The 21,173-nt window shown below is 58.6% G+C and carries 19 protein-coding genes and 1 other RNA gene; 11 read left to right on the top strand and 9 right to left on the bottom strand.

The features are described from left to right. Positions 1 to 217 precede the first annotated feature (217 nt). The 4 genes from WF513_RS01090 to WF513_RS01075 all read left to right on the top strand — a co-directional run bounded on the left by WF513_RS01090 (position 218) and on the right by WF513_RS01075 (position 1,595). Positions 218 to 424: a TIGR02449 family protein gene (locus WF513_RS01090; RefSeq protein ID WP_339080905.1), complete on the top strand. Its 207-nt coding sequence runs from the start codon at positions 218 to 220 to the stop codon at positions 422 to 424. Continuing rightward, positions 424 to 729 (top strand): cell division protein ZapA, encoded by a 306-nt coding sequence (locus WF513_RS01085; RefSeq protein WP_339080904.1) that lies wholly within the window; start codon positions 424 to 426, stop codon positions 727 to 729. Before WF513_RS01090 ends, WF513_RS01085 begins: the two co-directional genes overlap by 1 nt. A 41-nt stretch (positions 730 to 770) precedes the next feature. After that, a non-coding RNA gene (ssrS, locus tag WF513_RS01080) (6S RNA) lies at positions 771 to 949 on the top strand. 49 nt (positions 950 to 998) lie between these two features. Beyond that, entirely contained in the window at positions 999 to 1,595 is a 597-nt protein-coding gene (locus WF513_RS01075) for a 5-formyltetrahydrofolate cyclo-ligase (RefSeq protein WP_339080903.1), read from the top strand. Between the two features lie 41 nt (positions 1,596 to 1,636). Here WF513_RS01075 and WF513_RS01070 read toward each other — a convergent pair whose 3' ends face one another. After that, positions 1,637 to 1,768 carry a hypothetical protein gene (locus WF513_RS01070; protein WP_339080902.1) on the bottom strand — a complete coding sequence of 44 codons (132 nt, stop codon included), beginning with the start codon at positions 1,766 to 1,768 and terminating at the stop codon, positions 1,637 to 1,639. A 168-nt stretch (positions 1,769 to 1,936) separates the two neighbouring features. Between WF513_RS01070 and WF513_RS01065 the strand changes: the two genes are divergently transcribed. The 4 genes from WF513_RS01065 (at position 1,937) to WF513_RS01050 (ending at position 7,543) form a co-directional block, all read left to right on the top strand. Beyond that, on the top strand, positions 1,937 to 2,386 hold the full coding sequence (locus WF513_RS01065) for an EVE domain-containing protein (protein WP_339080900.1): 450 nt from the start codon (positions 1,937 to 1,939) through the stop codon (positions 2,384 to 2,386). Positions 2,387 to 2,620: 234 nt separating this feature from the next. Beyond that, complete coding sequence (locus tag WF513_RS01060) at positions 2,621 to 3,685, top strand: HlyD family efflux transporter periplasmic adaptor subunit (RefSeq protein WP_339080899.1); 1,065 nt, start codon at positions 2,621 to 2,623, stop codon at positions 3,683 to 3,685. Beyond that, positions 3,682 to 6,417, top strand: a complete 2,736-nt coding sequence (rbbA, locus tag WF513_RS01055; protein ID WP_339080898.1) for a ribosome-associated ATPase/putative transporter RbbA — start codon at positions 3,682 to 3,684, stop codon at positions 6,415 to 6,417. Before WF513_RS01060 ends, rbbA begins: the two co-directional genes overlap by 4 nt. 1 nt (position 6,418) lies before the next feature. Then, on the top strand, positions 6,419 to 7,543 hold the full coding sequence (locus WF513_RS01050) for an ABC transporter permease (RefSeq protein WP_339080897.1): 1,125 nt from the start codon (positions 6,419 to 6,421) through the stop codon (positions 7,541 to 7,543). Positions 7,544 to 7,547: 4 nt separating this feature from the next. On the opposite strand, the gene WF513_RS01045 is transcribed toward WF513_RS01050, so the two are convergent. Continuing rightward, positions 7,548 to 7,967: a flagellar basal body-associated FliL family protein gene (locus WF513_RS01045; RefSeq protein WP_339080896.1), complete on the bottom strand. Its 420-nt coding sequence runs from the start codon at positions 7,965 to 7,967 to the stop codon at positions 7,548 to 7,550. 156 nt (positions 7,968 to 8,123) lie between these two features. On the opposite strand from WF513_RS01045, the gene WF513_RS01040 reads away from it, so the two are divergent. Continuing rightward, positions 8,124 to 9,101: an NADPH:quinone oxidoreductase family protein gene (locus WF513_RS01040; RefSeq protein WP_339080895.1), complete on the top strand. Its 978-nt coding sequence runs from the start codon at positions 8,124 to 8,126 to the stop codon at positions 9,099 to 9,101. A gap of 128 nt (positions 9,102 to 9,229) precedes the next feature. Here WF513_RS01040 and WF513_RS01035 read toward each other — a convergent pair whose 3' ends face one another. From WF513_RS01035 to trxA, 4 genes are all read right to left on the bottom strand, one after another. Beyond that, positions 9,230 to 10,198: a CDP-6-deoxy-delta-3,4-glucoseen reductase gene (locus tag WF513_RS01035; protein WP_339080894.1), complete on the bottom strand. Its 969-nt coding sequence runs from the start codon at positions 10,196 to 10,198 to the stop codon at positions 9,230 to 9,232. After that, the gene (gene ubiD / locus WF513_RS01030; protein ID WP_339080893.1) at positions 10,198 to 11,664 is read right to left on the bottom strand and encodes a 4-hydroxy-3-polyprenylbenzoate decarboxylase; all 1,467 of its coding nucleotides are present in this window, start codon (positions 11,662 to 11,664) and stop codon (positions 10,198 to 10,200) included. The genes WF513_RS01035 and ubiD overlap by 1 nt, the downstream gene beginning before the upstream one ends. 138 nt (positions 11,665 to 11,802) lie before the next feature. After that, entirely contained in the window at positions 11,803 to 13,062 is a 1,260-nt protein-coding gene (gene rho / locus WF513_RS01025) for a transcription termination factor Rho (RefSeq protein ID WP_339080891.1), read from the bottom strand. Positions 13,063 to 13,320: 258 nt separating this feature from the next. Beyond that, positions 13,321 to 13,647, bottom strand: coding sequence for a thioredoxin TrxA (gene trxA, locus WF513_RS01020; protein ID WP_090241426.1), 327 nt, complete (start codon positions 13,645 to 13,647; stop codon positions 13,321 to 13,323). Positions 13,648 to 13,925: 278 nt separating this feature from the next. On the opposite strand from trxA, the gene ppx reads away from it, so the two are divergent. After that, positions 13,926 to 15,428 carry an exopolyphosphatase gene (gene ppx, locus WF513_RS01015; protein WP_339080890.1) on the top strand — a complete coding sequence of 501 codons (1,503 nt, stop codon included), beginning with the start codon at positions 13,926 to 13,928 and terminating at the stop codon, positions 15,426 to 15,428. 59 nt (positions 15,429 to 15,487) lie between these two features. Here the strand turns inward: ppx and ppk1 are convergent, their stop codons facing one another. From ppk1 to WF513_RS01000, 3 genes are all read right to left on the bottom strand, one after another. After that, positions 15,488 to 17,692 carry a polyphosphate kinase 1 gene (ppk1, locus tag WF513_RS01010; protein WP_339080889.1) on the bottom strand — a complete coding sequence of 735 codons (2,205 nt, stop codon included), beginning with the start codon at positions 17,690 to 17,692 and terminating at the stop codon, positions 15,488 to 15,490. Between the two features lie 18 nt (positions 17,693 to 17,710). Beyond that, positions 17,711 to 18,724, bottom strand: coding sequence for a porphobilinogen synthase (hemB, locus tag WF513_RS01005; protein WP_339080888.1), 1,014 nt, complete (start codon positions 18,722 to 18,724; stop codon positions 17,711 to 17,713). 247 nt (positions 18,725 to 18,971) lie between these two features. Then, positions 18,972 to 20,210 (bottom strand): sterol desaturase family protein, encoded by a 1,239-nt coding sequence (locus WF513_RS01000; protein ID WP_339080886.1) that lies wholly within the window; start codon positions 20,208 to 20,210, stop codon positions 18,972 to 18,974. Positions 20,211 to 20,444: 234 nt separating this feature from the next. Here WF513_RS01000 and elbB point away from each other — a divergent pair, with 234 nt between their 5' ends. Next, positions 20,445 to 21,107: an isoprenoid biosynthesis glyoxalase ElbB gene (elbB, locus tag WF513_RS00995; RefSeq protein ID WP_339080884.1), complete on the top strand. Its 663-nt coding sequence runs from the start codon at positions 20,445 to 20,447 to the stop codon at positions 21,105 to 21,107. The last annotated feature ends 66 nt before the right edge of the window (positions 21,108 to 21,173 follow it).

Genomic DNA, 21,173 nt, shown 5'->3' with positions numbered 1-21,173 from the left:
TACCAAGACTATTCATGCGGCTCGACGGGCACGTACCATTTGCACCTCGGCCCCGGCAATCACCACCTGTGATCCTGGGGTGAACTGCATCAACCCCACGTATAGACAGAGCAAAACCGGCACGTTGTCGCACCCTGTGGCGCCCATTACTGTCGAAGATGGCATAAAGACGCTATTTTCACCTGCCAGCCCATTCACCACGCATGAGTAGAGAACCATGGAAGACGTCGACCTGCAGGCGCTTACGACCAAGTTGGACTTGCTGATCCAGCGGGCCGAGGAGCTCAAGGCGCACAACCGACAGCTTCTGAAAAGCGAAAAGGCTTGGCGCGAAGAACGTGCCCACTTAATTGAAAAGAACGAAATGGCCCGGCATAAGGTCGAATCCATGATTTCGCGCCTTAAGGCCTTGGAGCAGGATTAATGACTCAGTCGAACACCTTGACCGTCCAGATCATGGACAAAGAATATTGCATCGCTTGCCCGAGCGATGAACGCAGCAATCTGGAAAACGCCGCGCGCTATCTGGATGGCAAGATGCGCGAGATCCGCTTAAGCGGCAAAGTTATTGGCGCTGACCGTGTTGCCGTGATGGCCGCGCTGAATATCACCCATGACCTGCTACACAAACAGCAACACCTTGACCAGCAGGCCGGCAGCAACCGTGAGCAGCTGCGCAGCCTGCTTAATCGTGTCGACAGCGCGCTGGCTAAGGACGCCGATGAGTAAGGCAGCTGATTGCATGCCCGCGCTTTGCGGTATACTGGTCCCGCTCCCTGAAGTGTGCGCCAGTTGGTGATGTCCCTGAGCCGATTCGCACAACCCTGGGGGTTGCAAGTTGAAACTGGTGTGCATGTCCGCTCGACGGAAAGCCTTAAAGTTTCCTGCAACCTCCACCTTGAACTTTCGGGTTCAAGGGCCAAGCCGACAGCGGCACGTCGGGGAGTCATCTTTACCGACCGGTTGCCCGTCCGTGGCAACTGTTCCAGCAATACCCCATGCTTGATCTAACAACCCTTAGCCGTGTGCAACTGCGCCGCCACCTGCGTACGCAACGCCGCGCACTCAGCCGTCACGCCCAACGCCAAGCCGCCCAAGGTGTGTACAAACAACTGGCGCAGCACCCGCTGTTTCGCCGCGCGCGGCACATCGCCCTGTACTTAGCCAACGATGGTGAGATCGACCCACGCCTCCTCCTGCAGGCGGCGCAGCACCGCGGCAAAGCGACTTATTTGCCGGTGCTCAGCCCTTGGCCGCGGAGCAAAATGGTCTTTCAACGCATCCGCCCGGGCGAAGCCATGTACAAAAATCGCTTTGGCATCTTTGAACCCCGGCGCAACAGCAAACAACAACGCAAGGTATGGACACTGGACGTGCTCTTGCTGCCGCTGGTCGGTTTCGATCGCCACGGTGGACGGCTGGGTATGGGCGGTGGGTTTTACGACCGCAGCCTGGCGTATCGCCGCCTGCGCAAAAATGGGCACAAGCCGACACTGCTGGGCCTGGCCCATGAATGTCAGCAGGTTGAAAAACTGAACATGGCCCGTTGGGATGTACCCCTGCAAGGCACCGTGACCAATAAGGCGTGGTATTAACCCGCGAAGAAGGCACCGCGTCCCTGCGGTACAGCGCCGGTTCAGCGCGCCACGTTCGGCTGCGTAACCGGCACGGGTTGGCGGTCCCACAGGCTCTGGGTGTAACCAGTGGTTACCATGCCCAAGCTGAACAGAATCACCAATACCCACAACACATCAGGTTTACGTTTCATCGAATGCCTCCCCCTTCAAGGCATAGCGCGCGGTGTATCCGCGGCAATTATTGTTATAGGTCCAGCAACGGCGGCCGTCCGCACAGCCCATTTGCCCATGCAGTTGCATAGCAAAACGGCGCAGACGAGCGAAGCCCGGCAAAGGACCAGAACCCAAGAGCAAAGTTCATGCCTTATTGGTTAATGAAGTCGGAACCCGACGAGCTATCGATCCGCGACCTGCAACGTCTTGAGCAAACCCGCTGGGATGGCGTGCGCAATTACCAAGCGCGAAACTTCCTGCGCAGCATGCAAGCCGGGGATTTATTTTTCTTTTACCACTCCAGTTGCCCCGAGCCAGGAATTGCCGGCATTGGCCGTATTACCACGCCACAATACCCCGACCCCACGGCGCTTGCGCCTGACAGCCACTATTTCGACGCCAAGGCCAGTGCCGACAAAAACCCGTGGAGTGCAGTCGATGTGGCGTTTGCCGAAGCGTTCAAACGCATCATTCCTCTGGCGCAGCTGAAAAGCCAAAGTGCCTTGGTGGATTTACCACTGGTACAAAAAGGCAGCCGCCTCTCGGTCATGCCGGTAAGCGCTGAGCACTGGAACGCGATCCTTGCCTTGCGCTAATGCGCCGCGCACTGAATCGGGGCGGCTAACTTCTAGCGAGCCATGCTGTCAAAGGCATGCGCCCAGTAAACGCTCATAACGGCAGAGCCTCTTGACCCACATCAACAGCCTCCGCCCGGTCAGGCAGCACAATGGCGTCGCCTGACCCGCCCGCCAACGTCGACTGCCACACACCCTGTAGCGTATAGATCGCTCACCGACATCTCCGTCTCTGTGCCCATGGATGAACTGCTAATGAGCAACAAGTGGCTTTACCCCACCCTCGGTGTTGCCACCTTGGCAATCATCGCCGGCTTGCTCTGGTACGAACTGCGCCCCACGGGTTTGGCCGAAGGCTTTGCCAGCGGCAACGGCCGAATTGAGGCGACCGACGTCGATGTAGCCAGCAAGTTGCCCGGACGCATCGCCAGTATCGAGGCCGAGGAAGGCCAATTCGTCCAGCAGGGGCAGATCATTGCCCGCATGGACACGCAGGTGCTTGAAGCGCAACTCGCCCAAGCGCAGGCACAAATGCGCCAAGCGCAGAACAGTCAGCTCACCGCCAGCGCCCAAGTGCGCCTGCGCGAGAGTGAGAAAATCACGGCGCAAGCAATTGTCCGCCAGCGTCAGGCAGAGGTCAGCGCGGCGCAAAAGCGCCACGCCCGCAGCGCCATCCTAGTTAAACGCAATGCCATGGCCCAGCAGCAGCTGGACGATGACCTCGCCCGCCTGCAAAGCACTCAGGCCGCCCTGGCCGCTGCTCAATCGCAAGTGATCTCGGCTGAAGCAGGCATCGCTGCTGCACAATCACAGGTGATCGAGGCGCAGTCTGCCGTGGAAGCCACCCAAGCCAGCGTTGCCCGTTTGCAGATTGATATTGAGGACAGCCAGCTCAAAGCGCCACGCGGTGGCCGTGTGCAATACCGCATTGCCGAGCCCGGCGAGGTGATCGGCGCGGGCGGCAAGGTGCTTAACCTGGTCGACCTGAGCGATGTGTACATGACCTTCTTCCTGCCCGAGCAGCAGGCCGGCCGAGTCGCCTTAGGCGCTGAAGTGCGCTTGGTGATAGACGCCATATCGCAGTATGTAATTCCAGCGCAGGTCAGTTATGTCGCCAGCGTCGCCCAGTTCACCCCTAAAACGGTGGAAACCGCCAGCGAGCGGGAAAAACTGATGTTCCGGGTTAAAGCACGGCTTGATCCAGAACTGCTGCAGCGCCACCTCAAGCAAGTTAAAACTGGCGTTCCCGGCGTGGCTTACCTGCGCCTCGACCCACAGGTCGAATGGCCTGAAGAACTGGCGATCAAGGTTCCGCAGTGAGCGCGGTCGCGGCGACCGTCGCGCAGCTGCATGACGTCAGCCTGCAGTACGGTAAAATCTGCGCCCTGGATGCGATCAGCTTAGAAATCCCAGCGCAACGCATGGTCGGTTTGATCGGCCCGGATGGCGTCGGCAAGTCCGGCTTGCTGGCGCTCATTGCCGGCGCACGGAAAATCCAGAGCGGGCAAATCGAGGTGCTCGGTGGCGACATGGCCAGCCGCAAGCACCGCCGGCAGGTGTGCCCGCAGATTGCCTACATGCCCCAAGGGCTGGGTAAGAATCTCTACCCAACGCTCTCGGTCATCGAGAACTTGGACTTCTTCGGTCGCCTGTTTGGCCAAGCCGACGCTGAGCGCAAAACTCGCATTGATGAGCTGCTGCGTAGCACCGGCTTGAGCCCGTTTGGTGAGCGGCCGGCCGGCAAGCTGTCCGGCGGTATGAAGCAAAAACTCGGGCTGTGCTGCGCACTGATTCACGACCCTGATTTGTTGATCCTTGATGAGCCCACCACCGGCGTCGATCCGCTATCACGCAACCAGTTCTGGGCGTTGATCGAGCGCATCCGCACCCAACGCCCAAACATGAGCGTGCTGGTGGCCACCGCTTACATGGAAGAAGCCGAGCGCTTTGACCATCTGATCGCCATGGATGAAGGCGCCGTACTGGCCACCGGCAGCCCGACTGAACTGCTGGCCAAGACTGAATGCGAGAACTTAGAGCAAGCGTTTATCGCCTTGCTGCCAGAAGCCAAGCGCAGCGGGCACACGACGTTAGTCATCCCACCGCGCCCGAGCGGGCACCAAGAAGTTGCCATTGAAGCCCGTGGCCTGACGATGCGCTTTGGCGATTTTGTCGCCGTTGATAACGCTGATTTCCGTATCGAGCGCGGCGAGATTTTCGGCTTTCTGGGTTCCAACGGCTGCGGCAAAACCACCACCATGAAAATGCTCACCGGTTTGCTCGCCGCCAGCGAAGGTGAAGCCCTGCTGTTCGGCCAAACGGTGGACGCCAAGGACATGGCTACGCGCAAGCGGGTTGGCTATATGTCGCAATCATTCTCGCTTTACAGTGAACTGAGCGTGCGCCAGAACTTAGTGCTGCACGCGCAATTGTTTCACGTGCCAACCGAGGACATCGCCGCACGGGTGAAGACAATGGCTGAGCGCTTCAGCCTTGGTAGCGTCATGGAGCAGCTGCCCGAGCGCCTGCCGCTGGGTATTCGCCAGCGCTTATCGCTGGCGGTGGCGATGATCCATCAGCCGGAAATTCTTATCCTCGATGAGCCCACCTCAGGCGTCGACCCGATTGCTCGCGATGTGTTTTGGCAGCTGATGCTCAACCTGTCGCGTAATGACGGCGTGACTATTTTCATCTCCACCCATTTTATGAACGAGGCGCTGCGCTGCGACCGCATCTCCTTGATGCATGCCGGCAAGGTGCTGGACAGCGGCACGCCTAAAGAGCTGATGGCTAAGCGCGACCTGCCGACCTTAGAGGCAACCTTCGTTGCCTACCTGCAAGATGCCGTCGGCGAACCTGAGCAACCGCCTGCAGCCGAGGCCAACGCCGCCACGCCTGAGCAGGCAGCGGGCTCGGCGAAACGTAAACGCTTTAGCCTGCTACGCCTATTCAGCTACACCCGCCGGGAAACGCTGGAACTGCGCCGTGACCCGATTCGCGGCAGCATGGCCTTACTCGGCAGTTTGCTGTTGCTGTTTATTATCGGCTACGGCATCAGCCTGGACGTCGAAGACCTTACTTATGCGGTGCTCGACCGCGACCAGACCACCACCAGCCAAACCTACGCCCTGAACCTGGCCGGTTCGCGCTACTTTCTTGAGCAACCGCCTCTGCATAATTACGACGAATTAGAGCGACGTATGCGCAGCGGCGAGATCAGCCTAGCGGTGGAAATCCCACCTAATTATGGCCGCGACCTGAAGCGTGGCGCCGTGCCGCAGATTGGTATGTGGCTGGACGGTGCCATGCCGATGCGCGCCGAAACCATCAAAGGCTATGTGATGGGCCTGCATGCCAGCTACTTGCAGGAATTAGCCCGCAAAAACAGCGCTTCCAGCAAAAGCAGCCTGCCGACGCTTGAGGTGCGCTACCGCTATAACCCCGACGTTGAAAGCCTTAACGCCATGGTGCCAGCGGTCATTCCGCTGCTACTGATGCTGATTCCGGCCATGCTCACGGCCCTTGGCGTAGTCCGTGAAAAAGAGCTGGGCTCGATCATCAACCTCTATGTCACACCGGTCACCCGGCTGGAGTTTTTGCTCGGCAAGCAACTGCCCTATATCGCGTTGGGCATGCTCAATTTCATTTTGTTGGTGATCGCCGCCGTCTTTGTCTTTGACGTGCCGCTCAAGGGCAGCCTGCTGGCTCTGCTGACCGGCGGCTTGCTGTACATCAGCTGCGCCACCGCCATGGGTCTGCTGATGTCGACCTTTACTCGCAGCCAGATCGCGGCGGTATTCGGCACCGCTATTGTCACCCTGATTCCGGCCATACAATTCTCTGGGCTGATCTACCCAGTGGCATCACTGGAAGGCTTTGGCCGGGTGGTTGGCCAGCTGTACCCGACGTCGCATTTTCTGATTATCAGCCGCGGGGTATTTTCCAAAGCGCTGGGCTTTAGTGAGCTGTACGGTTATTTCATCCCCCTGCTGATCACTATTCCGCTCTTGCTGGCGCTGTGCACCGGCCTGCTGAAGAAACAGGAGGCTTGATATGGAACAGCTCGCCAATATTTTCCATTTAGGGCTCAAGGAGCTACGCAGTCTGCAGCGTGACCCGGCGTTGCTCTTACTGATTCTTTGGGCCTTTACCCTTGGCATCGTCACGGCCGCCACCAGCATGCCGGAGAGCCTGCACAATGCTTCGATTGCTGTGGTCGATGAAGATCAATCACCGCTTTCTGCACGCTTGATTGATGCCTTTCAGCCGCCCTTTTTCCGCCCGCCGCAGCGCATCCAACTGAGTGACATGGATTACGGCATGGACTCCGGGCAATACACCTTCACCCTGAACATCCCACCAGACTTCCAGCGTGATGTGCTCGCCGGACGCAGCCCGGCGATCCAGCTCAACGTCGACGCCACTCAAGTGAGCATGGCCTTTACCGGTGCGGGTTATATCCAAGCCATCGGCGCCGAGGAAGTCAGTGCGTTTTTGCGTAATTACCGGGCTGATCTGCCACAACAGGCGGAGCTGGCCGTGCGCGTAGCCTTCAACCCGAACCTGACGCGCAGCTGGTTCGGCTCGGTGATGGAGGTGATTAACCAGATCACCATGCTGTCGATCATTCTCACTGGCGCCGCGCTGATCCGTGAGCGTGAGCACGGCACCATTGAGCACTTGCTGGTGATGCCGGTCACGCCGCCGGAGATCATGCTGGCCAAGGTCTGGTCGATGGGGTTGGTGGTGTTGGTGGCCACCGCGCTGTCGCTGCTGCTGGTGGTAGAGGGTTGGTTGCAGGTACCGATTGCCGGCTCGCTGCCGCTGTTCTTGTGCGGCGCGCTGCTGCACTTATTCGCCACCACCTCGATGGGGATTTTTTTCGGCACCATTGCCCGCTCGATGCCGCAGTTGGGCCTGCTGATTATTCTGGTGCTGATCCCGCTGCAGATTCTTTCGGGCGGCACCACACCGCGCGAAAGCATGCCTGAGCTGGTGCAGCAAATCATGCTGCTGGCACCGACCACGCACTTCGTCGCCTTGGCCCAGGCCATTCTTTACCGTGGCGCGGGGTTCGCCACTGTCTGGCCGCAGTTCTTAGCGATTATCGCCATCGGTGCGTTATTTTTTGCGGGCGCGCTGCTGCGCTTTCGCAAAACCCTGGCACAGATGGCGTAAGCGCTTACTGAATAATCAGGTTGTTGAACAGCAGGTCTTCCACCAGCGGCTTGCCTTCTTCCTGGGTCAGTACGTCTTGCACCTGCTTGAGTGCTTCAGCGCGCAGCGTCTCCCGCGCGCCAGCAGCAGCCATGCCCGCCTCCGTTTGCTGGGAAAACAACATCACCAACTGGTTACGGATCAACGGTTCGTGGTGCTTAACCATGGCCTCAACGTCGGCACCCGTAACCCTTAGGGACAGATCAGCCTTGAAGAACTTAAGCTTGGGCCCGTCGCCAAAATTACCCACCAGCGCCGGAACGAGGGTGACATAGGACACCACGGGCGCAGCAGCCCCTTCGCCCTCCGTCACCTCCTCGCTCTCCGAGGCGTGCGCCATTAAGGGCAGGGAGAGAGCCAACAACAATGCAATCCATACTTTCACAGGCAACATCCTCAAGAGTTCAGCCCCTAGCATAGCCACACTCAGGCGGCGGCCCAAGCCCCAGGCTTATGCACGACCATCAGGCGCAGGCATGCTCATTGACCGGGCACCCCTCGCACCTACACTGCAAGGCTATCAACCGCAGAGGAAAGCCCGATGAAAGCCGTGCTGTGCAAAGCCTTCGGCCCCGCCGAAACCCTGGTACTGGAAGAAATCGCCAGCCCCGAAGCGAAGAAGAATGAAGTGTTGCTGGAAGTGCATGCCGCCGGGGTCAACTTTCCCGACACGCTGATCATCGAAGGCAAGTACCAGTTCAAGCCGCCATTTCCCTTCTCCCCAGGCGGCGAAGCGGCGGGCGTGATCAAAGCGGTCGGCGAGAAAGTCAGCCATTTAAACGTTGGCGACCGGGTCATGGCCCTGACCGGCTGGGGCAGTTTTGCTGAGGAAGTGGCCGTGCCCGGCTACAACGTCATGCCCGTACCTGCGAGTATGGACTTTGCCAGCGCCGCCGCTTTTGGCATGACCTACGGCACCTCAATGCACGCCCTTAAGCAGCGCGCCAACCTTCAGCCCGGGGAAACCCTGCTGGTGCTCGGTGCCTCCGGCGGTGTTGGCTTGGCTGCTGTGGAAATCGGCAAAGCCATGGGCGCCAAAGTAATCGCGGCCGCCAGCAGCGCCGAGAAACTTGAAGTGGCCAAAGCCGCCGGCGCTGATGAGCTGATCAACTACAGCGAAAGTAACCTGAAAGACGAAGTCAAACGCCTCACCGGTGGCCAAGGTGCGGACGTAATTTACGACCCCGTTGGCGGTGATATGTTTGATGCCGCCATCCGCAGCATCGCCTGGAACGGCCGTTTGCTGGTGGTGGGTTTTGCCAGCGGCCGCATACCAGAACTGCCCGTCAACCTGGCGTTGCTCAAGGGCGCGGCAGTCGTCGGCGTATTCTGGGGCGCGTTTGCACAACGCCAACCGCAAGACAACGCCGCTAACTTCCAGCAGCTATTTGCATGGCATGGCGAAGGCAAACTCAAGCCACTGGTCTCGCAGACCTTCCCGCTGGCGCAAGCCGCCGACGCCATCAACATGCTCGGCCAGCGTAAGGCTGTAGGTAAGGTTGTGGTTCAAGTGCGCTAAGCCCTAGATAGAAAGCGCTGGCCATCTGTTAACGCCGATGGCTGGCGCTTCGCTCAACCTGCGTTGCTCGACACCAATGCAAACAATAAGGCCGCCCTGCGAGGGCGGCCTTATTCGTTACCCTCAACTCAATCGCGAGGCGCGTAGGCGAATACGTCAGCGCGCATTTGATGGGCATCCATGCCCGCGTCGACCAAGGCATCCAACGTGGCATACACCATCGCGGGTGAACCGCTGGCATAGATGTGCAACGCGTTAAGGTCACTAAAGTCTTCACGCACCGCCTCGTGTAACAGGCCGCAACGACCCTGCCAGCCGCACTGGTCACTGACCACTTGATGCAAAAACAAGTTAGGCACCTGCTGCCATTGCGCCCAGTGCTGCAGTTGGTAAAAGTCTTCAGGGCGGCGCGCGCCCCAATACAGGTGCACCGGATGGGCAAAGCCACTGGCACGACAGTGCTCAATCAAACTGTGCATCTGCGCCATGCCTGTGCCGGCTGCAATCAATACCAGCGGCCCATCCGGCAACTCGGCCAGATGGGTATCGCCGAACGGCAGTTTGATGCGCACTAAACCGGTGCTGCGTAACTTCGCGATCAGGGCGACGGTGTGCTCATCGCGGGCCAGCACATGCAACTCTAACTCGCGACCGCAATGCGGGGCCGAAGCCAACGAGAAGGCGGCGTAATCATCACCCTCACGCTGCAGCAACAGGTATTGCCCGGCGTGATAGCGCGGCAGCTTGCCTGCAGGGGCGCTCAAGCGCAGGCGAAATACATCGCCGCCAAGCTCGTCACAGGCGCTTAGCTGGCAAACCAACTCACAGACAGGCAGCTCACCGGGGACCAATACGCCGTCCCAATGCAGCACGCAGTCTTGCAGCGGCTCGGCCAAACAGGTGAACAGCTCGCCATGACACAGTTCAACGCCGTTCTGCTGCACGCGGCCCTCGACCAGCAGTGCTGCGCAAATATGGCAATTGCCATTGCGGCAGCTCTGCGGGCAGTCGTAACCCAACCGCCGCGCAGCATCGAGAATGCGCTCGTGGGGCTGTACTTCAAGCACGGCGCCTGAAGGTTTCAGGGTGACTTTCATCAATCAATTCCCAACTCAGACCACAGCGCATCAACGCGCTGCTTGACCGCGTCATCCTGAACGATCGCACGCCCCCATTCACGGCTGGTTTCGCCTGGCCACTTATTGGTGGCATCCAGGCCCATCTTGCTGCCCAGCCCCGAGATGGGCGATGCGAAGTCCAGGTAATCAATCGGCGTATTGTCGATCAGCACGGTGTCGCGCTTGGGGTCCATACGGGTGGTAATGGCCCAGATCACGTCGTTCCAGTCCCGTGCGTTAATGTCGTCGTCGGTAACAATAACGAACTTGGTGTACATAAACTGTCGCAAAAACGACCACACACCGAGCATTACGCGCTTGGCGTGACCGGGGTACTGCTTCTTGATGGTCACCACCGCCATGCGGTAGGAACATCCTTCTGGCGGCAGGTAGAAGTCGACGATCTCTGGGTATTGTTTCTGCAGAATCGGTACAAACACCTCGTTCAGCGCCACACCCAGAATCGCCGGCTCATCCGGTGGCCGGCCGGTGTACGTGCTGTGGTAGATCGGCTTTTGCCGACGGGTGATGCGTTCGACGGTAAACACCGGAAAGCTATCAACCTCGTTGTAATAGCCGGTGTGGTCGCCATACGGGCCTTCAGGGGCCGTCTCACCGGGATGAATCACCCCCTCAAGGACGATTTCAGCGCTGGCGGGAACTTGCAGATCGCTGCCGCGCGCCTTGACCAGCTCCGTGCGGTTACCGCGCAGCAGGCCGGCAAACGCGTACTCAGACAAGGTGTCAGGCACCGGCGTCACCGCACCGAGAATAGTGGCCGGATCAGCGCCCAGTGCCACGCACACCGGATAGGGACGATCCGGGTACTTCAGGCACCACTCGCGAAAATCCAAGGCGCCGCCACGGTGGCTGAGCCAGCGCATGATCAGCTTATTGCGGCCAATCACCTGCTGACGATAGATACCGAGGTTTTGCCGTTCTTTGTTCGGACCCTTGGTAATGGTCAAGCCCCAAGTAATCAGCGGCCCAACGTCACCCGGCCAGCAGGTCTGCACCGGCAGCTTGCCGAGGTCGACATCATCGCCCTCCTCAATCACCTCTTGGCATGGCGCGTCCTTGACCACTTTAGGTGCCATGGCCAGCACCTTGCGGAAGATGGGCAGCTTGCTCCACGCATCCTTCAAGCCCTTTGGCGGCTCAGGCTCTTTAAGAAAAGCCAGCAGCTTGCCGATTTCACGCAGCTCGCTGACTTCTTCCGCACCCATGCCCAAGGCTACCCGCTTAGGCGTGCCAAATAGGTTGCCGAGCACCGGCATGGCAAAGCCTGTAGGGTTTTCAAACAACAGCGCCGGTCCACCCTTGCGTAAGGTGCGGTCGCATATTTCGGTCATATCCAGCACAGGAGAAATCGGGGTGTGGATACGCTTGAGCTCACCACGCGCCTCAAGACCGCGGATAAAGTCGCGCAGGTCGCGATACTGCATGTTCATGCCTCGTGTTAGGCGAACCGGAATAGGGGGGGAGAAGTTTAGCGCTGAACTCGGTCTTTCAGAAGGGCAAGTCAATAGACAGGTGCACAAAAGCCGGGCTTACCCGGCTTTTGATTAGGCGCAAGGAGCGCCTTATTTACGCTTCATCAACTGAAAGAACTCTTCATTCGTCTTAGTTGCTTTCAACTTGTCGATCAGGAATTCGATGGCGGCAATTTCATCCATCGGGTGCAGCAACTTGCGCAAAATCCACATGCGCTGCAGTTCGTCTTCTGCGGTCAGCAGTTCTTCGCGACGGGTACCGGCGCGGTTGATGTTGATCGCCGGGAACACACGCTTCTCAGCTATACGACGGTCCAGCGGCAGTTCCATGTTGCCCGTGCCTTTGAACTCTTCGTAGATCACTTCATCCATCTTCGAGCCGGTTTCCACCAGCGCGGTGGCGATGATGGTCAGCGAACCGCCTTCTTCGATGTTTCGTGCGGCACCGAAGAAGCGTTTCGGCTTCTCCAACGCGTGGGCGTCAACGCCACCGGTGAGCACCTTGCCGGAGCTTGGGATCACGGTGTTGTAAGCACGCGCCAGACGCGTGATGGAGTCGAGCAGGATGACCACATCTTTCTTGTGCTCAACCAGGCGCTTGGCCTTCTCAATAACCATTTCAGCCACTTGCACGTGGCGAGTTGGCGGCTCGTCGAAGGTCGACGCCACCACTTCGCCGCGCACGGTGCGCTGCATTTCGGTCACTTCTTCCGGGCGCTCATCGATCAGCAGAACAATCAAATGGCACTCGGGGTTGTTGCGCGCGATGTTGGCCGCGATGTTCTGCAGCATGATGGTCTTACCGGCTTTAGGCGGTGCAACGATCAGGCCGCGCTGGCCTTTACCGATCGGCGCACAGAGGTCAATCACTCGGCCGGTAATGTCTTCGGTGGAGCCGTTACCGGCTTCCATAATCAGACGCTTGGTGGGGAACAGCGGCGTCAGGTTTTCGAAGAGAATTTTGTTCTTGGCGTTTTCTGGGCGGTCATAGTTGATGGTGTCAACTTTGAGCAGCGCGAAATAACGCTCGCCTTCTTTCGGCGGGCGGATCTTGCCAACGATGGTGTCGCCCGTACGCAGGTTAAAGCGGCGGATCTGGCTCGGCGAGACGTAGATGTCATCGGGGCCAGCAAGGTACGAGGCATCCGCAGAGCGGAGAAAGCCGAAACCGTCCTGGAGAATCTCCAGCACGCCATCACCGGAGATTTCCTCACCGCTTTTGGCGTGTTTTTTCAACAGGGAGAAAATCACGTCCTGCTTGCGCGAACGGGCCATATTTTCCAGGCCCTGTTGTTCAGCGAGTTCCAGCAGTTCGGTAATCGGCTTTTGCTTGAGTTCGGTCAGATTCATAGGAATGACGTAATCATGAAGGAGGGGAAATAAGCTATTTAGCTTGGGAGCCCGCACCGCTGAGAAGACGAGTTGATCGTCTGCTTATGTATCGAAGGATTCGGATAGGAATGCGTCGGCGACGGCTTACGGGAGGCTGCATAGGAAATACAGCGAGGCCGAATGTAACACCGGTTTTATTCACACGTCCAGCGTCCAGGCAGAAAAAAGCCCCGCAATGTGCAGGGCTTCTAGTGCGAATGACCGCCTCAGCGCAGCTTAGATGTTGCTGTCGAGGAAGGCTGCCAACTGCGACTTAGACAATGCACCGACCTTGGTCGCTTCAACATTGCCATTCTTAAACAGCATCAGTGTTGGGATGCCGCGCACGCCGAACTTCGGTGGCGTGTCTTGGTTTTCATCAATGTTCAGCTTGCAGACTTTGAGTTTGCCTTGGTACGTCTGGGCGATCTCATCGAGCACCGGCGCGATCATCTTGCACGGGCCGCACCACTCAGCCCAGTAGTCGACCAGTACCGGCCCCTCGGCCTGCAGAACATCTTGGTCGAAGCTGGCGTCGCTGACATTGGTGATGAATTCGCTCATGGAAAGTCTCCGAGTTCGGAAGCAAAAGATGAACACATCATAGCCCGGCTTTCCCCACACAGGAAGGCGGCGGCAATTGAGCTTCTCTATGGTGTGGCCGCAAACACGTCGCACTGACGCTCAGGCTAAACGCCATTCGGACGACCGGTAAGGGCCGCACCAGCGCTGCATGCACCTCGATACGGCGGCCTTGGCCCGCGTATGCGGCATCAGTATGCGTTGGCGGGGCTTGGCTATCGTGGCACGATGACGGAGTTTTGCCTTGAGATGATTCTGTTATGCCGCATACCCCCGCCGAGTCTTTCCCTTTGATTGCAGCTATCGACCTGGGCTCCAACAGCTTCCATATGGTGCTGGCCAAAGCCGATCATGGCGAGATCCGCATCCTTGAACGCCTTGGCGACAAAGTGCAACTGGCTGCTGATATCGACGAGCAGCGCATGCTCAGCGAAGAGGCCATGCAGCGTGGGCTCGAGTGTTTACGCCGCTTTGCTCAGCTGACCGCCAACCTGCCAGACGGCGCAGTGCGCGTGGTCGGCACCAATGCGTTGCGTGAAGCGCGTAATCGCGGTGATTTTATCCGCCGCGCCGAAGAGATTCTTGGCCACCCAGTTGAGGTGATTTCCGGCCGTGAAGAGGCCCGGCTGATTTACCTTGGCGTCTCCCACAGTATTTCCGACACCCCCGGCAGGCGCCTTGTCGCCGATATTGGTGGTGGCAGCACGGAATTTATCATCGGCCAACGCTTCGAGCCGCTGCTGCGCGAAAGCCTGCAAATGGGCTGTGTGAGTTTTACCCAGCGCTTTTTCAAAGATGGCAAGATCACTGCGGCGCGCTATGCCCAGGCTTACACTGCAGCGCGTTTGGAGATCATGGGCATCGAACACGCCCTGCGCCGCCTCGGTTGGGAAGATGTGGTCGGCGCGTCCGGTACCATCAAGGCCATTGGTTTAAGCATCCAAGGTGCGGGACTGGGTAACGGCGAGGTCAACCCCGAGGGGCTGGCGTGGGTAAAACGCAAATTGTTTAAGATCGGCGATACTGAAAAGCTCGACTTAGAAGGCATCAAGCCCGACCGCCGCGGTATTTTCCCCGCCGGGCTGGCTATTCTCGAAGCGATTTTTGACGCTTGCGATATCCAGCGTATGAGCCACTCCGAAGGCGCGCTTCGCGAAGGTGTGCTGTTTGACCTGCTCGGGCGCCACCAGCATGAAGACGTGCGCGAACGCACCCTCAGCTCGTTGATGGAACGCTACCACGTCGACCTAGACCAGGCAGCACGCGTGGAAAGCAAAGCGCTTTCGGCGCTGGAAAAGGTGGCCGCCGATTGGCAACTGCAAGACGACTGGCACCGCGAGTTACTCCGGTGGGCGGCCAAGGTGCATGAAGTGGGCTTGGACATTGCCCACTACCAGTACCACAAGCACGGCGCCTATTTGGTCGAGCATTCGGATTTGTCCGGCTTCTCACGCCAAGACCAACAAATGCTCGCTCTGTTGGTGCGCGGTCATCGGCGCAACATTCCCAAAGATAAGTTCGCCGAGTTCGGCAGCGAAGGCATCAAGCTGATTCGCCTGTGCGTACTGCTGCGCTTTGCCATCTTGTTCCATCACATTCGCGGCACACAAGAGATGCCCTGCGTGCAGCTCATAGCCCGCGAGCAACGCTTGGAAATTCAATTCCCCGAAGGCTGGTTGCACAACAACCCGCTGACCCAGGCGGACTTTATCCAGGAAGCCGAGTGGCTCAAGCGTATCGGTATTGAACTGAGCGTAGGCTGACCCATGCGCCCTTCTTCCGTTTAACGGGAGAAGGGCGCGAGAGGGCTGCAGGTAACTTTTTATCGGGCGCTGATCACCGGCGCGGTGAGCTTTTCGAGCAGGCCGGCCTGCGCGCTGCGGGGGTTTTGGTTGCCGCTCGGGCTGCTGCGCAGGTAACGCCCATCCGATTGCAACACCCAGGCTTGGGTATTATCCGTCAGGTAGCTTTCCAGCTCCTTTTTAACCCGCAGAATCAGTTTTTTGCCTTCCACCGGGAAGCACGTTTCCACGCGCTTATCGAGGTTGCGCTCCATCCAGTCGGCACTCGACAGGTAGATCTGCTCTTCGCCGCCATTGAGGAAGTAAAACACCCGCGTGTGCTCCAAGAAGCGGCCGATGATCGAGCGCACCTGAATATTGTGCGAAACCCCAGCAATACCTGGACGCAGGCAGCACATGCCGCGCACCACCAGATCGATCTTCACCCCAGCCTGGCTGGCTTTGTACAGCGCGCGAATGATCTTGGCATCGGTCAGCGAATTGAACTTGGCCATGATATGCGCCGGCTTGCCTTCGGCGGCCGTTGCGGTTTCGCGGGCGATCATGTCGAGCAGGGTCTTTTTCAAGGTAAAGGGCGCATGCAGCAGTTTTTTCATGCGCAGGGTTTTACCCATGCCGATTAACTGGCTGAACAGTTTGGAGACGTCCTCGCCAAGCGCCACGTCAGCCGTGAGCAAGCTGTAATCGGTGTACAGCTTGGCGTTACCGGCATGGTAGTTACCGGTGCCCAAGTGCGCGTAACGGACGATATCGCCGTTCTCGCGGCGCAGGATCAGCATCATTTTGGCGTGAGTCTTAAAACCGACCACACCGTAAATCACCACCGCGCCGGCTGCTTGTAAGCGGCTGGCTAGGGCCAGATTGGACTCTTCATCGAACCGCGCACGCAGCTCGATGACCGCCGTGACTTCCTTGCCGTTACGCGCAGCATCCACCAGCGCATCAACAATTTCCGAGTTAGCCCCGGAGCGATACAGCGTCTGCTTGATCGCCAATACGTGCGGGTCTTTCGCCGCTTGACGCAGCAAGTCGACCACGGGTGTGAACGACTCAAAGGGGTGCAGCAAGAGGATGTCCTGCTTGCTGACCACGCTGAAAATATTCTCAGCGTTCTGCAGCAGCTTCGGAATAACGGGCGTGAACGGCGTGTATTGCAGCTCGGGATGGCTTTCCAGCCCGGTAATGCTGAACAGCCGAGTCAGGTTGACCGGCCCATTAACGCGGTACAACTCAGATTCAGTCAGGTTGAACTGCTTGAGCAGGTAATCCAACAGCGGCCGCGGGCACGAATCGACCACCTCCAAACGCACCGCATCACCATAGCGGCGGCTGAACAGCTCGCCACGCAGCGCGCGGGCCAGGTCTTCAACGTCTTCGGTGTCCACCGACAAGTCAGCATTGCGGGTCAGGCGGAACTGGTAACAACCCTTAACCTTCATGCCTTGGAACAGGTCGTCGGCGTGGGCGTGGATCATTGACGAGAGAAACACAAAATTGTCGCCCGGACCGCCGACATCCTCCGGCACCTTAATAATACGCGGTAGCAAGCGCGGCGCCGGGATGATGGCCAGACCGGAATCGCGACCGAAGGCATCGACACCTTCCAGCTCGACGATAAAATTCAAGCTCTTGTTCACCAGCAGCGGGAACGGGTGCGTTGGGTCGAGGCCAATTGGGGTGATGATCGGCGCGATCTCATCGCGAAAATAACGGCGTACCCACGCTTTGTGCTTAGCGGTCCAAAAGCGCCGACGGATAAAATTGACGTTGTGCTTGGCCAGCGCGGGGAACAGGGTGTCGTTAAGAATGGCGTACTGGCGGTCCACCTGCTCGTGCACCAACTCGGCAATTCGCGCCAACGCTTGATGAGGCTGAAGACCATCGGCACCGGCTTGCTCACGGGCGAAGTTGATCTGCTTCTTCAAGCCGGCCACACGGATTTCAAAGAATTCGTCGAGGTTGCTGGAGAAAATCAGCAGGAACTTCAGCCGCTCCAGCAACGGGTAGGACTCATCCAGCGCCTGTTCCAGCACGCGGATATTGAATTGCAGCTGCGACAGCTCGCGGTGGATATACAGGCTGCTGTCATCCAGGTTGTGCACCACCACAGGCGCCGCCGCAACCGGCGCGGGGGCCTCGATGACAGGTGCTTGCACGGCTACAACCTCATCGACGACCGGCTGGGCGTCTGCCAATTCAGGGGTACTGAGTCCTTCGGTGTTCATTGAAAAGTCCTGGAGGGGCTACTGCCCCTGTTTCAGTAGTTCTGCCGCGCGCACGGCGAAATAAGTCAGGATGCCATCAGCACCCGCACGTTTAAAGGCGGTCAGTGACTCAAGAATCACCGCTTCGCTTAACCAACCATTCTGGATAGCCGCCATATGCATGGCGTACTCACCGCTGACCTGATAGACAAAGGTCGGCACTTTGAATTCCGCTTTGACCCGGCAAAGAATATCCAGATAAGGCATGCCCGGCTTGACCATGACCATGTCCGCGCCTTCAGCCAAGTCGGCAGCGACTTCATGCAAGGCTTCGTCGCCATTGGCCGGGTCCATCTGGTAGCTGGCCTTGTTGGCTTTACCCAGATTGGCGGCCGAACCCACCGCATCGCGGAACGGGCCGTAGTAGGCGCTGGCGTACTTAGCCGAGTAGGCCATGATGCGCACGTTAGTGTGATCGGCAAGCTCCAGCGCCTCACGGATGGCCTGTATACGGCCATCCATCATGTCCGAGGGGGCCACCACCTGAGCACCGGCCGCGGCATGGGAAAGTGCCTGTTTGACCAAGGCGTCGACGGTGATGTCGTTCTGCACATAGCCGTCAGCATCGAGAATGCCGTCCTGGCCGTGGGTAGTGAATGGGTCCAACGCCACATCACTGATCACGCCCAGCTCAGGGAATTTCGCGCGCAGAGCACGGATAGCCCGTTGGGCGATGCCGTCCGTGTTCCACCCTTCTTCGCCCAGCAGGGATTTTTTCTCCAGCGGGGTTACCGGGAACAGCGCCAGCGCCGGAATGCCCAGCGCCACCCAATGTTCAGCCTCTTTTAGCAACAGGTCGATGGACAAGCGCTCAACGCCGGGCATTGAGGCAATCGGTTCGCGGCGGTTTTCGCCGTCAAGCACGAACACCGGCAGAATCAGGTCGTCAACACTCAGGCGATTTTCACGCACCAGACGCCGGGAAAAGTCATCCCGGCGATTGCGACGCAGGCGGGTGGCGGGAAACAGGCGATTGGCTGGGGTAAAACTCACGACGGACTCCGAAGCCCGTATTAACGGACGAGTATGACAGTTATAAGCGGGCATTATGACCAAAGTATGACAGCGCACCTACGCGCTGCAATCGCGCGGCGCATGCCTCGCCAGCATAACGCTGCAACTAGTACGAAGATATGTTGAACGCGCGCGGGCCAGGGCACTTTCTGCGCCCTGATGCGATCACGGTGGAGCAGGCCTGCGCCTGTCCACCGTGATGACGTTAGTCAGCTAACCCGAGGTTTTAGGCAGCTACGGCCGCCTGTCCGCGTGGCGCCCATAACAGGGCACCTAAGCTGAGCAGGCTGTAGCCCAGCAGCAATGCCCACAGCAGCGGCTGAGCCATAGTCAGCATACCCATTTGCAGCGCCAGCCAGACAGCGGGGACGTTGAGCAGCAACCGCAGCATCTCCAGGTGTCTGGCGTTGGCCCGGTTCTCCAGCCAAAAGCCTATCACGCACAAACCAAACGCCACCCAGCTCACGCCTAGCAGCGCCTGTCCCAGGCTTAGCTGCTCGCCCATGCCCATCAGCAGCGTACCGCCCGCGACATACAGGCTGAACTGCACGCCGGCATAGACTTTCTGCGCCACGCTCAGCGTTACGTCGAATTTGATGAACTGCGCGAGGTCCGGCTTGCTTTGCGGGTATTTGGCCGCCACATCGGCTGGCCGCCAGCCCGTGCGCATAAACCAGATGCGCAGCTTGTCCCACCAAGACTCAGCACGCACGGCGTCACGCCAAAGCGCCACATAAAACTGCGCATTCGCCCACAGCGGGTTCCAACTCGCCAGCGGCGTGGTCACACCGAAGATCACCGGCTGCTCATCCAGCTCCTCCTGAAAGGTACCGAACAACCGATCCCAGAGAATAAATACGCCGCCGTAATTGCGATCCATATACACAGCATTCTGCGCATGGTGCACACGGTGGTTGGAGGGGGTGATAAAGCACCATTCAAACCAGCCAAGCTTAGGGATGTGCCGGGTGTGCACCCAAAACTGATAGAGCAAGTTGAGTGCGGCCACCGTCAAAAACACCAACGGCGGCACTCCGGCTAGCGCCATGGGCAGGTAGAAAATCCAGCCAAAAATAAACCCGGTGCTGGTCTGCCGTAGCGCGGTGGACAGGTTGTAGTCCTCGCTCTGATGGTGCACCGAATGCGCGGCCCAGAGCACATTGCGCTCATGGCCCAGGCGGTGGTTCCAGTAGTAGCAAAAATCATAAAAAACAAAGGCAAATAGCCAAACCAACAAGCTGCTGGCCGACAACTCAAACAGCGCCAGTTGTTGCCAGGCAAAGGTGTAAATCAGCAGCCCGACCGCTTTGGTCAATAGGCCCACAGTGGTCGACAGCACGCCGGCACTGATGCTGTTGATGGCATCGGAGAAGCGATAGGTGCTCAGGCCACGCCAGCGGTCGAGCAGCAGCTCCAGCGCGATCAAAACAAGGAAAAACGGTACGGCGTAGAGGATGTAATTCATAGTTTCACCTGTTGCGGGGTGCCGCCATATCGCTGAGCAACGCTAACGGCTAGGATTGCTCAATTAATCCTAGCCCAGTCGCACACGCCCCTCGCGGCGCACCGTGCCAACCTAAGTGGCATATGGCGACAGTCCGCGGCCCGCAACGATCGCAAGCGCGGCGCCTTAGCTGAGTTAAAACGGGCTCAACGCAAACAACTTAAACCAATACGGCTGGTAATTCAGGAGAACTAAATGAACAAGAAAGTCGCGGTGATTCTGTCCGGCTGTGGCGTCTATGACGGTGCGGAAATCCATGAAAGTGTGATCACCCTGCTGCGTCTCGACCAGCGCGGCGCTCAGGTGCAGTGCTTCGCGCCCAACGTGGCGCAACTGCATGTGGTGGATCACTACAGCGGTGATGAAATGAACGAGACGCGCAATGTGCTGGTGGAGTCGGCGCGCATTGCCCGTGGCAATATCAAAGACGTCAAAGCACTGCACGTTGCTGACTTTGATGCGCTGATTATGCCCGGCGGCTTTGGCGTAGCCAAAAACCTCTCGGACTTCGCCATCAGCGGCGCCAACTGTACGGTGCAGCCGGATGTACTGAGCGCCGCGCAAGCCTTCCTCAAGGCGGGAAAACCGGTTGGGCTGATGTGCATCGCCCCGGCATTGGCAGCAAAAATCTTCGGCGCTGGCGTGATCTGCACCATCGGCAACGACCCCGAAACCGCCGCCACCCTGGTGCAGATGGGCGTGGAACACCATGAGTGCACCGTCAGCGAGATTGTCGAAGACGCCGAGCGCAAACTGGTGAGCACGCCCGCCTATATGGTTGCCCAATCAATCAGCGAAGCCGCTTCAGGCATCAATAAGCTGGTGGACCGAGTATTGGAGCTCAGCCACCCGGCATAAAGCACAGGTCTTTCAGCCGCCGATCTGGCCAAAATCAAGCCAAATCTGCCAATGCGCGCGGTACTC

Source organism: Pseudomonas sp. TMP9, from assembly GCF_037943105.1.
Classification (GTDB): Bacteria; Pseudomonadota; Gammaproteobacteria; order Pseudomonadales; family Pseudomonadaceae; genus Aquipseudomonas.
Note: the sequence above shows the minus strand (reverse complement) of the source record. Positions and strands in the feature narration are given on the sequence as shown.